14 protein-coding genes are annotated in these 13,591 nt (G+C 54.1%); 5 read left to right on the plus strand and 9 right to left on the minus strand.

All coding sequences use genetic code 11. The features are described from left to right. Positions 1-30: 30 nt before the first annotated feature. Positions 31-819, plus strand: a complete 789-nt coding sequence (locus tag O2597_RS06050) for a nitrilase-related carbon-nitrogen hydrolase (protein ID WP_269523364.1) — start codon at positions 31-33, stop codon at positions 817-819. Here the strand turns inward: O2597_RS06050 and rpe are convergent. Further along, positions 816-1,481, minus strand: a complete 666-nt coding sequence (rpe, locus tag O2597_RS06055) for a ribulose-phosphate 3-epimerase (protein WP_269523365.1) — start codon at positions 1,479-1,481, stop codon at positions 816-818. The genes O2597_RS06050 and rpe overlap by 4 nt on opposite strands. A gap of 100 nt (positions 1,482-1,581) precedes the next feature. Here rpe and O2597_RS06060 point away from each other — a divergent pair, with 100 nt between their 5' ends. Next, positions 1,582-2,571, plus strand: a complete 990-nt coding sequence (locus O2597_RS06060; RefSeq protein WP_269523366.1) for a formylglycine-generating enzyme family protein — start codon at positions 1,582-1,584, stop codon at positions 2,569-2,571. Here the strand turns inward: O2597_RS06060 and O2597_RS06065 are convergent. From O2597_RS06065 to O2597_RS06090, 6 genes are all read right to left on the minus strand, one after another. After that, positions 2,568-3,371: an HAD family hydrolase gene (locus tag O2597_RS06065; protein WP_269523367.1), complete on the minus strand. Its 804-nt coding sequence runs from the start codon at positions 3,369-3,371 to the stop codon at positions 2,568-2,570. The genes O2597_RS06060 and O2597_RS06065 overlap by 4 nt on opposite strands. Before the next feature lie 98 nt (positions 3,372-3,469). Beyond that, positions 3,470-4,945 carry a glycosyltransferase family protein gene (locus O2597_RS06070; RefSeq protein ID WP_269523368.1) on the minus strand — a complete coding sequence of 492 codons (1,476 nt, stop codon included), beginning with the start codon at positions 4,943-4,945 and terminating at the stop codon, positions 3,470-3,472. Continuing rightward, positions 4,942-5,925: a glucosyl-3-phosphoglycerate synthase gene (locus O2597_RS06075; RefSeq protein WP_269523369.1), complete on the minus strand. Its 984-nt coding sequence runs from the start codon at positions 5,923-5,925 to the stop codon at positions 4,942-4,944. The genes O2597_RS06070 and O2597_RS06075 overlap by 4 nt, the downstream gene beginning before the upstream one ends. Then, on the minus strand, positions 5,915-7,084 hold the full coding sequence (locus O2597_RS06080; RefSeq protein ID WP_269523370.1) for a zinc-binding metallopeptidase family protein: 1,170 nt from the start codon (positions 7,082-7,084) through the stop codon (positions 5,915-5,917). The genes O2597_RS06075 and O2597_RS06080 overlap by 11 nt, the downstream gene beginning before the upstream one ends. Before the next feature lie 18 nt (positions 7,085-7,102). After that, positions 7,103-7,921, minus strand: a complete 819-nt coding sequence (locus O2597_RS06085) for a PPK2 family polyphosphate kinase (RefSeq protein WP_269523371.1) — start codon at positions 7,919-7,921, stop codon at positions 7,103-7,105. Positions 7,922-7,963: 42 nt separating this feature from the next. After that, the gene (locus tag O2597_RS06090; protein WP_269523372.1) at positions 7,964-9,118 is read right to left on the minus strand and encodes a helix-hairpin-helix domain-containing protein; all 1,155 of its coding nucleotides are present in this window, start codon (positions 9,116-9,118) and stop codon (positions 7,964-7,966) included. Positions 9,119-9,226: 108 nt separating this feature from the next. Between O2597_RS06090 and O2597_RS06095 the strand changes: the two genes are divergently transcribed. Together O2597_RS06095 and O2597_RS06100 are read left to right on the plus strand one after the other, a co-directional pair. Next, on the plus strand, positions 9,227-9,886 hold the full coding sequence (locus tag O2597_RS06095) for a 4'-phosphopantetheinyl transferase family protein (RefSeq protein ID WP_269523373.1): 660 nt from the start codon (positions 9,227-9,229) through the stop codon (positions 9,884-9,886). 45 nt (positions 9,887-9,931) lie between these two features. Then, positions 9,932-10,732 (plus strand): sulfotransferase domain-containing protein, encoded by an 801-nt coding sequence (locus O2597_RS06100; RefSeq protein WP_269523374.1) that lies wholly within the window; start codon positions 9,932-9,934, stop codon positions 10,730-10,732. 15 nt (positions 10,733-10,747) lie between these two features. Here O2597_RS06100 and O2597_RS06105 read toward each other — a convergent pair whose 3' ends face one another. Next, positions 10,748-11,077, minus strand: coding sequence for a hypothetical protein (locus tag O2597_RS06105; protein ID WP_269523375.1), 330 nt, complete (start codon positions 11,075-11,077; stop codon positions 10,748-10,750). A gap of 123 nt (positions 11,078-11,200) precedes the next feature. Between O2597_RS06105 and O2597_RS06110 the strand changes: the two genes are divergently transcribed. Beyond that, complete coding sequence (locus O2597_RS06110; protein ID WP_269523376.1) at positions 11,201-12,178, plus strand: transposase; 978 nt, start codon at positions 11,201-11,203, stop codon at positions 12,176-12,178. A gap of 3 nt (positions 12,179-12,181) precedes the next feature. On the opposite strand, the gene argA is transcribed toward O2597_RS06110, so the two are convergent. Next, entirely contained in the window at positions 12,182-13,501 is a 1,320-nt protein-coding gene (argA, locus tag O2597_RS06115) for an amino-acid N-acetyltransferase (RefSeq protein ID WP_269523377.1), read from the minus strand. Positions 13,502-13,591: the final 90 nt, after the last annotated feature.

Consider the following 13,591-nt stretch of genomic DNA (forward strand, 5'->3'; position numbering starts at 1 on the left):
TTCGAATTTTCTATTAGTACTTAAAATATTGTGAAAATAGCAGTTGCCCAGTACTCAGTTTATTCTGGTGATGTGAAGCCTAACCTGGAACGTATCGCAGGCTTTGCACGTCAGGTTTCCGGAGAGGCTGAACTTCTTTGTCTGCCAGAGATGTGTACCTCAGGCTTCAATTGGCGCGCAAACCGTGGAATACTTGATGCGCGTCAGGAATACCGTTCCCCGATTGGGCAGATTGCAAAGGATGCTGGGGTCGACATATGCGGCTCTTTTCTCGAGCAATCTCCATCCGGAAAAGCGACAAATACCTTTCTCTATTTCGATGCAGAGGGTGAATTAATCGGCTCTTATAATAAGATTCATTTGTTCTCTCCATTTCGGGAAGAACAATATGTGGAAGCCGGTAGTCATACGTCGGTTCTTTCGACACGTTTCGGTCCGATCGGTTGTGCGGTATGCTACGACCTGAGATTCCCCGAGTTGTTCCGTAAGACAACTGTAGCAGGAGCCAGGATACATATTCTGCCTGCAGCGTTCCCCAAGCCGCGTCTGAATCACTGGCGGGTTCTGGCGCAGGCGCGTGCCATTGAGAACCAGTCGTTCTTCATCGCGGTTAATCAAACTGGAGTCGAGGGGAATGATCCCTCGAATAAAAAGGTCGAGTATTTCGGGCATTCCATGGTCGTGGGCCCTTATGGCGAAATACTTTTTGAGGCAGGAGAGGACGAGGAAATCGGGATTATCGAAATCGATGCAGGGCTCCTCGATAAGGCCCGATCGACATTCAACAGTATCGAAGACCGGCGTCCGGAAACTTATTAGCTTTTGCTGCAGACTGTCTGGATGAAGGCGCTGCGGTCGGGCGCTTTGAAGAATGCTGTTCCCGCTACCAAAGTGTCCACGCCCCGCGCCGTGCAGGGTGCTGCGGTCTTGGCGTCTATTCCGCCGTCGACTTCCAGGCGGAACTTGTAGTTTCCTTCTTCCCGCAGGGCGGACAGCGCCTCCATTTTTGGCAAAACGTCTTCCCTGAAGGATTGACCACCAAAGCCGGGTTGGACCGTCATCAACAGCACGATATCGCAGAGGGGAAGGTAGGGCACGGCTGCCTCGGCCGCGGTGTCCGGATTCAAGACCACGCCACACTTGCACCCCTTGGCTCGAATTTTCTCAAGCGTCTCCGCGACCGGATAGTCCGGTTCCACGTGAATTGTTATTTGCTCGGCGCCTGCATCGAGGAACGCGTCGATGTAGAGATGCGGATTATCCAGCATCAGGTGGACGTCGAAGAATAGGTCGGATGCGCTTCGGAGCGCCTTGATCGTTTGAGGGCCAAAACTGAGGTTGGGGACGAAGTGTCCGTCCATGATGTCCAAATGGACCCAATCCAATCCGGCATCTTTTATTTCACGTATGCTGCTCTTTAGATCGGCATGGTCACCGGCTAGGATGGAGGGGGCGAGGATGATCTCGTGTGGGCTGGACATGATCTGTGACGCTAGAGTTTGAACTTTCCTTGGCAAGTTCGGCCTCTGATTTGGTGAGTTTTTCTTGAAGGCGGGCTGATTTGAGGGATTAATTTGACTTATGTATGAGCATTTTGAGGGCAAGAAAGGCTGCTGTACACCGCAGAGGTCGGAGCATTTGCATCTGACGCCGGAGGGCAATGCTTCTTCGGGGGCCTGTTGTATGAAGCAGGATGCCTCCACTTCAGGGATGGTTCGTTTGGATGGTGGACGCTTCCTGATGGGCTATGAAGGCCCCGAGGCCTGGATTGAAGATGGGGAGGGGCCCGTTCGGGAGGTATGCCTGGATCCGTTCTGGTTGGACACAACCACCGTAACGAACGCACAGTTTGCCGAGTTCGTGGATGCGACCGGATATGTCTCCGAATCGGAGCGCTTTGGCTGGGCTTTTGTTTTTATAGGTCAGCTTTCCGGATCGAAGCAACGCAAGTTGCGAGAGTCGAAAACGGTCCAGGGGCTGCAGTGGTGGTATGCGATTGATGGTGCCTCGTGGCGTAAGCCGGAAGGTCCGGGGTCGAATGTTAAGAAGCGCATGGATCATCCGGTTGTCAGTGTGTCTTGGAATGATGCCGTGGCTTTTGCCGAATGGGCTGGCAAGCGCTTGCCGACTGAAGCCGAATGGGAATATGCCGCGCGTGGGCCATCCGTACAAACAATGTTTCCTTGGGGGAATGAGTTGGAGCCGGGAGGAAAGCACCGCTGCAATGTGTGGCAAGGCTTGTTTCCTGATCAGAACACGGAGGATGATGGTTATGCCTGGACGGCACCCGCTCGATCCTTCCGAAAGTCGGACTGGGGCTTTTATAATCAAATCGGCAACGTCTGGGAATGGTGCTCGGATTGGTTTAGTCCCAACTGGCATGCCGCAGATAGAGAGGAGACTCGGATCAATCCCAAGGGCCCTGCTTCAGGCGAGAGCCGAGTCATGAAGGGCGGATCATTCCTTTGTCACCAAAGTTACTGTAATCGCTATCGCCTGGGGGCTCGTACCGCAAATACGCCGGATTCGGCGACGACAAATCTCGGCTTTCGTTGTGCCCGGGATGCCTAGGAGAGACAGTCGAGGATCTGCATCAATGATGTGATTTCGAGGTCTGGTTGAAGCTCTCCGCAATCGATGTCGTCGGTGCGCCGTCGTAGGGAGAGCCGGTCCCCGGCAAAGAGGGCGGTTTGGTAGCCAATGGCTTGCGCGGGCCAGATGTCATTGCGCATGTCATTCCCCACATAGAGGACTTCTTCCGGGGCAATGTCGTGGTGTTCTTTGATTCGCTTTGCCGACAGCCGGTAGAGTGCTTGGGATGGTTTTCCTTCCAGTTCTTTGTAAGACCAAACTGCGCAAGCCGTGCAGAAGCCCAAGGCTTTCAATGTCTTATCCAAATAGGTCTCAAAGAGGAGGGGAGTATAGAATTGGGCGTTGGAGATGATGCTTAGTATCATTCCCTTGTCCTTTAAGCCTGCAAGGCAGTTTGACAGACCGGGCATAGGCTGGGTCGGATTTACCCGGCTCTCATAGTCGATCGCTAAGCTTGAGCTGTCCTTTGGGGAAGCACACGAGATGAGGCCTTCCCCGAGCAATGATTCGATCAGTTCCTGCCAAACGCTGCGGATCTCGACTTCCGGATACTGGATGCCACCATCCCTACGGAGCTGTTGGTGGCACTTGATTATGTGGTGCAACTGATCGTCAAAACGAACGGATGTAGACTTATCCGCCAATTCGTAGCCATTGTCGGATAAGGTCCTCTTGAGCGCGGCGTCCCGGTTTTGTTCCGTGGCCAAACTGATGTCTCCCACTCCAGAGCTGAACAGGGTGCCATAGATGTCGAATACCACGGCGCGTATCCCCTTCAACGGTCGCAGCTTCGGGGTAGCGTCACTAGGCAATTCCACCGGGCCGCTCTGGCGCCGTGACGCAATTAGTTTCAGCCAATGAGTGGTGTCCGAGTGTATCATGTTCGAAGCAGGCGTAGGCGTTCCGGGGAAAGGAATCCTTTCAGGACGGTTTTGGCGTTGAGGAATGCCGCTTTGCCGGGTGATGAATTTTCGAGTACTTGGTAAATTGAGAGGATGCGATCGCAGTAACCGGAAAGGCTGTAGCTCTTTTCGATTCGCCGCGCATTTCTGTCGATTTGTTCCGCTTGAAGGGGAGGGGGAAGCTCTGCGACCGGCAGTGCTTCTTTCGCGTCCCGGTCTTTGACCAGTTTTTCGATTACGGATTCTTGAAGGTCCTCGTTGAGTCCACCAAAATCATAGTAGCCGTCCATTGGGGTAATTGCGGCGATGGCGCAATTGAGGGCGTCGTCTGGAAGCTTCGTCTCGTAGGCTTCATAGGAGACTTGTAAGGCCTTTTGGATGTACTGGCTTAGAAGGGTGGAGTCGACCCAGGATTTGGGCACCGGCAGAGCTTGATAGCATTGGTGCAGAGTGATCCCGTGCTCCTTGAAATCCTGGGTTATGCTGGGGAGGTCACGCCCTGTGATCCCTTTGTTGAAAAGCCAGGGCTCAAGGAAGGCCAGTCCGAATCCCTCGGCAATACTCGTGCTGATCACTTGGTCCGCAGCCGCCATGATGCTTTCAAATGGCCAGTCGTGTTGCTCTGCCACGGAAAATTCTACGGGCAGGTTCCATTTCTGTGCCAAGTTCTTCCAGCGCTCGTAGGCCTCGACGAAGTTTTTGTTCGTGGGGCCCAGGGTTGTGATGAACACGTCACCGGGTTCTGCCAGTGCCGCCCAGTACAGCAATTCTCCGAAATTTTTCCGGCGTACCGCCCGGACAGGGTACAGATAGAGCTTTCTTGCATTCAGGCTCTTGCGGATGGACTCGGCTTCCTTGTCTCGCTCCGGGTGGAGGGAAGATTCGACCGGGTTTCCAAGAAGATGCAATCGCGCATCAGGAATTCCGGTTGCTTTGTAGATCGCATGATCCCGTGCGTTGAGTACGCCGTAATGTACCGTATCCATGTCTGGATACAGATGATCCGAATAGGTTTTTTCCAGCTGGTTCAGCTTGTAGTTTTCAGGCCTGCCGTCTTCGGCGAAGTCATGCATGTGGAGTAACATGCGTGCTCCTTCTTGCGCCAACAGAGAGATAAGGCCTGGTACGGAGCTGTTCTTCCCTAGGGAATGATTATGGATGTGCCATATGTCTGGTGGGGCCCCGAGTGTATCCTCCGCTGCGGTCCGTAATTGCTCCAGCAATTCCTGAGGAGCGGGCGTCGCTTCCTGGTCGTTCGAATAACGCAGGCCGGGGACGCAGCGGGCTAGGCTCGCATGGCTGAAGTCGTTTGGGACCTGGCCCGCCAGAACAACGCACTGTGGTGCCGTCGGTTCCTGCTCGAAGCCGCGTAGCGTCGATTCGATCACCCGAGTGACCCCGCCACGCTTCAGGTGGTAGTGGACAATCGCGACACGTAGGGGACGACTCATTCCTTGATGCCGTATTTCTCACGATATGCGGGGATCGTGATCATCGGCGGACGTTCGTACTCGACTATCTCTCGTGTCAATTGCTCGTAGCGGTTGCCTTCGGCCTGGAATTGACGGTAGATTGTCGCCATGTCGGGGAGTCGGTCGACCATTTCGTAGCTCTTAAGGCGGTTGAGGAATGTCTGAAGAATGCCGAAGGACATCTTGCCGAGTGCATTGGTGCTCTGGTTGCGGTGGATCCGTTGGTCCAGGTCTGTTTGGGCAAATGCCTCCAGGCCCCATTCCTTATATACGTCGAGAATATGGGCGGTTTCCACCCCGTAACCGATGGGGAAGGGGATGCGCTCAAGCACTTCGCGTCGCACCGCGAATTCCCCTGAAAGCGGCTGAATCAAGGCTGTCAGCTCAGGGAAAAAGAGTGAGAATAGCGGACGTATCAGTATCTCCGTGACACGTCCCCCGCCGCTCGCTCGAATGCCGGAAGAATAAGCCATGGGACGGTCGTAGAAGGCCTTGCAGTACTTGATCGTTTCGTTGTTGATGAGTGGCGCAACGATCCCGGTGACGAATCGCGGATGGATGTTTTTGATGTCGGCATCTACATAGACGATGATGTCGCCTTTCAACTGGTAGATCGCTTTCCAAAGATTTTCACCCTTGCCTCGTTTGTCGCCGACTTCCGGCAAGATGTCGGCAGCACTGTAGGTGTCGGCGCCAAAGGAGGCAGCCACCTCCAGAGTGCGGTCCTCGGATCCTGAGTCAATGACGGCAAATTCGTCAATGAGGGGGTACCGCTCCATCAACTCGGATTTGAAGATCACGATCTCCTTGCCGATCGTCTTTTCCTCATTCAGCGTTGGGATGCAAAGGGAGATTTTGAGTCCCTTTTCCTCCTTGGTTTTGACCAGCTTGAGAATGTCCCAGAACTCTCCGTGATGGAAGGTGTTGGTCTCCAGCCATTTTTCGATCTTACTGCTCATCACAAAGGCCTCCGTCTATAGTTTGCAGGAGTGCGATCAATTGTGCGAGCCCGTCGAAGATCGGCTCGATTTCAATCGATTCCTTGAATTCATTCTTATGATCCCCCTTGGTTAATCCGAGTGTCACGCTGGGTATACCTTTGTGGATCAGTTCGCTCAACTCTCCGACACTGGGCTCCACGTGCGGTTTGACGCCGAGGGTTCCAAGTATCTTTCGCATGGATTTCACCATGGGGTGGGCGTAGGCGAGACCTCCCGGTTTACGCATGGCAATGACTGATAACTCGATCTCGGTCTCGGAGCGGTTGGCGATCTCTCCGATGATGTCCTCAATGATGGCTTTCAGCTTGCTGACCATCCCGACTTGCTCGCTGCGGATCTCGAAACGAAGGTTGGCGCTGGTGGGTTGAGTTCCGAAGGATGTACCGGCGTTGATTGAGCCAAATAGTATTTTGGTCGGTGGTTCCATCGGAATCGGGATCTCCAGTATCCGCTGCACGACTTTGGAGAGAGTAGCCACCGTGCTGGTCGCACCTAGCTTGGTCCAGTCATATTCGGAGGGCACGTTGACGCTGATTTCGCCACGAAGCATTCCGACCGAGGCATAGCTGAGTCGTCCCAATTGGATGCCTTCGACGCAGACGCCGGCACGAAGAGGCAGAGTGTTGTTCTCCAGGAAGAAACGCATACCACCCAAGTTTCCGTGTCCCAGGCTCTTGGAGCAGCCCATGATTATCAGGTTATCATCGAATTGGATACCCAGACGTCGAATGACTTCGGGCAATGTGACAATCGCGGCGAGGCCGAGACTATTGTCGCCGATGCCGGGCCCTTTGATCGAGTTCGGGCCGACCGACATGGCATGGTCCACTTTAGCGCTGAACACCGTATCGGCGTGGGCGCAGATTAGGATGTTGGACTTGCCTTTGCGGCCGGGAAGGATGGCCATCCCGTTACCGGCTTCGTCGATGGAGATATGTTGCAGCCCGTCTTCGATGAACCGGTTGCTCAGGAAGGTAATTCGCTCTTCCTCCTCAAACGTAGCTGAGGGGATTTCGCCGATCATCAAAGCATTGGCGAGGAGCAGCTCCCGTACGGAGTGTAGACTTTCCCGGTGTGCGGGGATGGACTCGAGTATCTTATTAAACGCTTCAGACATAAAGGGCAGAAAACAGGCTTATTGGATGACGACCTTGCTAGGGTCGTAATCGACTTTCGGGTAGCTGAGGTGCATGTCTTCGAGACAGGCGACTACGATTCGGGCCACCAGCAGGTTGCGGGCCCATTTTTTATTTGCGGGGATCACGTACCAGGGGGCATGAGGCTTGCCGGTCTTTTCAAATACTTCTTCGTAGGCCGTTTCATACTCTTCCCAACGGCTGCGAGCGACAAGGTCGGATGGGTCGAATTTCCAGTTCTTTGCGGGGATATCGAGGCGTTCTTGAAGCCGCTCTTTCTGTGTCTTTTGATCGATGTGCAGGAAGAATTTGATAATCGTGGTGCCTTCATCGATCAGCATTTGCTCGAGGTCGTTGATATGCTTGTAGCGTTTTCGCCAGATTGTTTCCGGCTTGAGCTTGTTCACGCGTACGGCGAGCACATCTTCGTAGTGGCTGCGGTCGAAAATCATGATTTCGCCATTTGCGGGCGTTCGTTTGTGTACCCGCCATAAATAGTCATGGGCCAGTTCCCGGCTGGACGGCTTGTCGAAGCTCGCAACGTGAACACCCTGCGGGTTGACGCCCCGGAAGACGTGTTTGATTGTGCCGTTCTTGCCGCTCGTATCCATGCCTTGAAGGACGAATAGCAGCTTCTTGCTGCGATCGACAAAGAAACGTTGCTGGAGTTCGGCAAGGCGGATATGTAACTCGCTGAGTTCTTCGCGTGCTTTTCTCTTTGTGTCGGGCAAATCGTTCCATGGATCCGATTCGATTCTGGCCAGTTTGTCATTCTGGCCCTTGCGAATCAGGTAGCGGTCAAACTCTTGAAGACTCATACGTCGTTTAATCCAGATGTTTTTCGGGCCGGGGTCAAATACTCACTGCCTCGGATGTACCAATACCGTTTCACCTTGGTATTGGTACAGTAGCCCCGTGAATTCTCGGCCCGGAAAACTGTAGTGTTTCAGAAAGGATTCAAAGAATTCTTCGGGAATTAGGCAGGTGATCTGGCCTCCGTATTGTCCTTGATTGGCTGTTTTCATCTGTATCGCCTGAAAAGTCTCAGGTGCATTGTACTCAATTTTGGCGATGGAATCCACGAGGACAGTTACGTTCGTGTTTAAGTAGGATTCCAGTTCTCTTTTGTAGAAGGCTACGGTTTGCGGGGGGGGTAAAGGATCGGACAATCTGACCAGATGGCGGATCGCATCGACTTTTCGGGGTGTCAGCCCGGCGATCTTCGTGAGTGACTCGAGTGTTTCTATCGGCCGTTTCCGAATGATCGCTGCAGCATAACTGGGGCCGATTCCCGGGAGGGTTTCCAGTTCGGCACTTGTGGCCGTATTTAGATTGATCAGTCCATTATTCAGGCCGGCCATAGCAGGAAGTGCCGATGTGCTTGTTGCGGTGTTGGGGGCCACGAGTTCCATGCCCGCCATTTGCGCTGTGCCTTGAGCGCTTGCCCAGATGCCTGCGTACTGTCGCTGGGCCTGTCGCTCGGCACGTTTCAGGGCATTTAGAAAGCTGCGGGGGGTGATGTTGCCGGGGAGGGGATGAGAGCTGGGCATGCCGTAAATGCGGGCAAGCCCATGCCGGACCAGTTCCTGCGATAGATACCGACCGTCCTTGATGATGCAGGCATAGTAGCAAGGCTGCTCGTTCTTTCGCGCATCCTCCCATCTTGTTAGAACGGTGAACTCCCCTTTTAGGTAGTCTCCTGTGAATTTTTTTGCGCTTTGCCCGCAGGCCAGCACTGATGCTTCGTCGAGCGTGAAATATTGAGCCTGATCTTTGCCGCGCTCCCCGCTTTCAGTTGATACTTGGGTGACTGGTGTTTCGACAAAATAGAGGCGAAATGAGGAATTTTGAGTCCCATTTTGAATCATCAGTCTGTCGCCGCCGTTTGATTTGGATGGAAGTATTCGGCAATTAGGCAATACTTCCCATTGGCTTGAAACTTCTCTTGCTGGCAGGACTGATGCAGAGATCAGGAGGAATATCTGCGCAATGAGCCTGTGAGTTAGGCGAATCATAGCTACGTTTTACATCAGTAGGCTGTGCTAGCAAGCGATTCGCGATAAAAGTTCGTTGAATTGCCTTCTTTACCGAAGCATCTTTATTGTAAGTACAACGATCGCACTATGGATCCGGACTATCATACGACACTGAATCAGCTGTTACCTGAGAAGGTTTATGCTGCGGTAGAAGTTGCCTCTCATCAGTCATGGGAATCTCTTCCTGAAGAGGACCTACTTGAAGAAGCTTGTGATTCGCGTAAACTTGAATTTCAGACGGGGCGGTTTTGTGCGCGAAAGGCTTTAGAGCAGGCCGGGGCTACGTTCGCTCCGATCTTAAGAACGGAGGATGGTTTACCGGTGTGGCCGCGAGGTTATCTCGGATCGATTACACACAGTAAGGGCCTCTGTGGCGCGGTTGTGGCCTCGAAACGGCATTTGTCTTGCGTGGGCTTGGATTTCGAGAGGGCTGACCGCTTGTCAACTTCTGCGATGCAACGCGTTGTGCATGAAGACGAGTCCGAGTGGGTGGATGGACTGCAATTGAGGGCAAGCGTGCTATTCAGTCTGAAAGAGGCCTTTTACAAGGCGCAGTTTCCGTGCTGGGGCCTGCATGCGAACTTCCATGACCTTTCTTTGATTGTCGATCTGGAACGGGGGGCTGCGCAGGTGCAGTCCATGCACGGTCCCTTGGTCGCCAATAATGAAATTTCACAAGCACTTTGGGAATTCCGACTGGGGCTATGTGGTAGCTACGTGCTCAGCCTCTGTTATGTTTCGGCATAACTTTGCTTGAATAATACGCTAGGACGGATCCATCTTGCTTCTGTGATGTCGGGCAAAAACGTGAAGCGAAAAATCCTTATATGTGGTTATCCGAAAAGTGGGAACACTTGGCTGACGCGACTGACTGCTGAAATTGTCGGCTGCCCGGTGTCTGGCTACTGGGATCACCCGAATGCAAACGAAATCGGGATTGAAGGCCAGGAGCGTGTGTCATCCTTCGAATGCTACAAGGCACATCATAGCTACGATGCGCTGATGGAAACCTTGCAGCGCATCGGTAATGGTCAGGAGAAAATTATCTATATTTGGAGGGATCCGCGTGATGTCGTGGTTTCTGCGACACATTACTTTAAGCCGCAGCTGAAGCCCTTGGATCCCAGAATCTTCAAGCTGCTTCGTGTTTTTCCAGGCGGGAAAGCGCTGTATCGAAAGTGCTTTATGAGGGATCAGAGGCTGCAAAAACTTATGGCCGAAGGCTTGATTCTCGGCAGTTCTCTGAACTTCTGGCTTCAGATTCCCTGGCATGAGCATGTCCGTGGATACGAGGGCCGTCGGGATGTGCTGCATATGAGTTACGAGTCCATGCTGCGGGACCCCTTGTCCTGTGCTCGGGAAATCTGTCGTTTTCTAGGTTTGAAGCGAAGTGATTGCGAGCTTGAGGAAGCAGTCAGAATGCAGAGTTTTGATTCAAGGAAATCTGCATTTGAGCAAGAGGGGAATACGAGGCAGACGACTTTTCTCCGGAATGGACGTGCTGGTGCTTGGGAAAGTGAGTTGTCTGAGCAGAACCGTCATTTGATCGAATCGAAACTGTCGGAACCTTTGCGCACTTTGGGCTATCTTTAATGCTGTGCCTCAATCTCAGGGAGTGTCTCGCATCCAAGGCCGGCTGTGAATCAAGTCAATTTCACCTTTCGACAATTCAAGCCAAAGCTTCAAAGCCTCGCGACGACTTACATTGACCAGATGGCGCGGTAAGCAATCAGGCTCATCCAAATTTTCAAAGGTCACGATGCCGCTGGGGTAGAGAGTCAAGGACCACCCACTGGCATTATGCACCAATGAAATGTCCGGGTGGGGGGCATCGTCGACATTCGGACCGTCCAGTTCTGCTATTAATTCACGCAGCCGGTTCGCATCCGGATTTAACTCCGATGTCCCGTCCATGTCCGTGGTGTGGTAAAAATCCATACACCAAGGTTTTCACCCCCACAAACAAGTGCAATCTCCAATCATCTCAATTACAGTTCTAAGGGACAGTCTATAAAAGATCTCGACATGGGGCGTTATTTTGTGCATGTTTGAGTGATGCGGATGCGTCGATTGAAGGTGAGTGGTTGTGAGGCGGTGTATCACTGTATGACGCGTACGGTGAACGGTGAGAGTTTGTTTGGTGAGGTGGAGAAGGAGGTGCTGCGTAAGATGCTGCACCAGGTGGCTGATTTCTGCGGGGTGCAGGTGCTAACTTACTGCATCATGGGCAACCACTTCCATGTGTTGCTGCGTGTGCCGGATGGAGAGTCGGTGGGGGATGCGGAGCTGATGCGGCGGTATCGTGTGCTGTACCCGCGTCCGACGAAGTACCAGGCTGCTTCGGCGGTGGAGATGGCGCGGCAGCTGGCGGCGGGGGGCGAGGAGGCTGTGGCGATTCGTTCGAAGCTGCTGGCCCGGATGGGGGATGTTTCGGAGTACATGAAGACGGTGAAGCAGCGGTTTTCGGTGTGGTTCAACCGCCGGCACGGCCGCTACGGGACCTTGTGGTCGGAGCGCTTCAAGAGCGTGCTGGTGGAGGGAAAAGGCAATCCGCTGCAGACGATGGCGGCGTATATCGATTTGAATCCGGTGCGTGCCGGCCTGGTCTCGGATCCGAAGGACTACCGCTTCTGCGGGTATGCCGAGGCGGTGGCCGGTCAGGTGGCTGCGCAGCGGGGCCTGCAGTTTGTGTGGTCGGGCTACGTGCGGGAGGTGGCGGATGCGCTGCGCCAGCACCGGATGCTGCTCTTCGGCAAGGGCAGTGTGCCGGCCAAGGGGGTGTGCATTCCCCGGGAGCAGGCAGTCCAGGTACTGGAACAGGAGCAGGGCAAGCTGCCGAAGGCCTCGGTGCTGCGCTGCCGGGTGCGCTACTTTACTGACGGGGCCATCCTGGGCTCGCAGGACTTCGTGCAGGGCTTTGCCGAGGCCTGGCAGGCCCAAAAACGCAGGAAATACCCGCCCAGGGCACTCGCTCTGGAGGGGGCGGACTGGGGCGACCTTGCCGTGATCAATCCGCTACGCAGGCAGGTGTTCAGTTAGACGCTAGGCGTCGACCTCGAGGTCCAGGTAGAGCACTTTGGAGTTCCGTCCGTTACTTTCGTAGTCCTTGCGTCTGGCCGGCGGGAGGTCTGCGGCGCTTCCTTCACTGAAGTTGCAGATCTTGGTAAAGAATTGGTTGGCTTGCGTGGTCATGGCCAATACGCGCTTGGCGCCCCGGCGGGACGCTTCACCGCAGGCGTATTCAATCATCTTACGTCCAACACCCTTGTTTTGGTAAAAGGGCTGCACATAGACACTGCCGACCTCATAGACCGTGGCATTTTCGTAGGCCTGCAGGCTGACGCAAGCGACGATGCTGCCATCAATCTCATAGACCAGAAAGTTGTCGATGGCCGCTTCGATGGATTCCTGTGAGCGGTCGCGCAGCATCTCCTTTTTCACGCCGTTGCGGGTGATGTTGTAGATGGAGTAGGCGTCGGCCTTCACGGCCGGACGGATCGACTGGTACTCATTGCTGTAGACCATCGTGCCGATACCGACCTTATCGAAGATTTCATTGAGCAGGGCGCCAAAGAGCCGTCCGTCGAGGATGTGTGCCCGCGGTGTGCCCGCCTCGATAGCACGCACCGCATGCTGCGCCTTGCTCAGTAAGCGATCCGGAATCTCCGCGATCTTCTCGGTCAGGAGCTCCTTTAGTTCCGCAACTGGCATGTTCTTCAGCGGTTCACCGTCGATGATCAAGCCATCCTGCGTGGTCATATAGATCAGTTTGGAGGCTTCCAGTTGCGATGCGAGGTCTGCTGCGAGGAGATCAGAATTGATACGCAGGGGGGCCCCGTTACGGCTGAATGCGATCGGTGTGACGACCGGGATCGTATGTCCGTCGAGCAGGCGGGTGAAGAGTGTGATGTCGAGTTTGTCGACGACGCCGCTGCATTGCTGGTCGGTGCCTTTTACAATGCCGGCTTCCTTGCTGCGCACGCCGTTGCAAGTGGCGCAGCGTAAACCATTGCGCGTGAGCCCTTGCATAATTTCGAGGCTGACGAGGGCAGAGGCCTCGGTTGCAAGCGAGAGAGTCGCCGGGTCGGTGAGTCCTTCGCCGTGGGCATTGCTGATAGTGACGCCCTTTTGGGTGGCCAGCGCATTGAGTTGCTGGCCGATTCCATGAACGAGGACGATCTTGATGTTCAGCGAGCGCAGAACGGCGATGTCGAGGAGCACATTCTGGAAATTCTCATGGGCAACCAGACTGCCGTCGAGTGCGATCACAAAGATATGGTCCCGAAACATGGGAACATATTTCAAGATGCCCCGCAAATCGGTGGGCTTGATCGTGCTTTCAGCTGTGCTGTTGTCGCTCATGTCGTATTCGATCTAGTTGCTGCAAGAAACTCTGGCTCTTATGTTTGCGTGCTTGCTGCAAGCTTGCAAGGCGCATGTTTGGCATCTGTA

This window comes from Coraliomargarita parva (assembly GCF_027257905.1).
In the GTDB taxonomy this organism is placed as follows: Bacteria; Verrucomicrobiota; Verrucomicrobiia; order Opitutales; family Coraliomargaritaceae; genus Coraliomargarita_A; species Coraliomargarita_A parva.

Bases quoted from the DNA above. Each gene is read 5' to 3' on its own strand.
- argA (WP_269523377.1), bottom strand. From the start codon at position 13,501: ATGAGCGACAACAGCACAGCTGAAAGCACGATCAAGCCCACCGATTTG.
- O2597_RS06070 (WP_269523368.1), bottom strand. From the start codon at position 4,945: ATGAGTCGTCCCCTACGTGTCGCGATTGTCCACTACCACCTGAAGCGT.
- O2597_RS06090 (WP_269523372.1), bottom strand. From the start codon at position 9,118: ATGATTCGCCTAACTCACAGGCTCATTGCGCAGATATTCCTCCTGATC.
- O2597_RS06080 (WP_269523370.1), bottom strand. From the start codon at position 7,084: ATGTCTGAAGCGTTTAATAAGATACTCGAGTCCATCCCCGCACACCGG.
- O2597_RS06105 (WP_269523375.1), bottom strand. From the start codon at position 11,077: ATGGATTTTTACCACACCACGGACATGGACGGGACATCGGAGTTAAAT.
- O2597_RS06060 (WP_269523366.1), top strand. From the start codon at position 1,582: ATGTATGAGCATTTTGAGGGCAAGAAAGGCTGCTGTACACCGCAGAGG.
- rpe (WP_269523365.1), bottom strand. From the start codon at position 1,481: ATGTCCAGCCCACACGAGATCATCCTCGCCCCCTCCATCCTAGCCGGT.
- O2597_RS06085 (WP_269523371.1), bottom strand. From the start codon at position 7,921: ATGAGTCTTCAAGAGTTTGACCGCTACCTGATTCGCAAGGGCCAGAAT.
- O2597_RS06100 (WP_269523374.1), top strand. From the start codon at position 9,932: ATGTCGGGCAAAAACGTGAAGCGAAAAATCCTTATATGTGGTTATCCG.
- O2597_RS06110 (WP_269523376.1), top strand. From the start codon at position 11,201: ATGCGTCGATTGAAGGTGAGTGGTTGTGAGGCGGTGTATCACTGTATG.
- O2597_RS06095 (WP_269523373.1), top strand. From the start codon at position 9,227: ATGGATCCGGACTATCATACGACACTGAATCAGCTGTTACCTGAGAAG.
- O2597_RS06075 (WP_269523369.1), bottom strand. From the start codon at position 5,925: ATGAGCAGTAAGATCGAAAAATGGCTGGAGACCAACACCTTCCATCAC.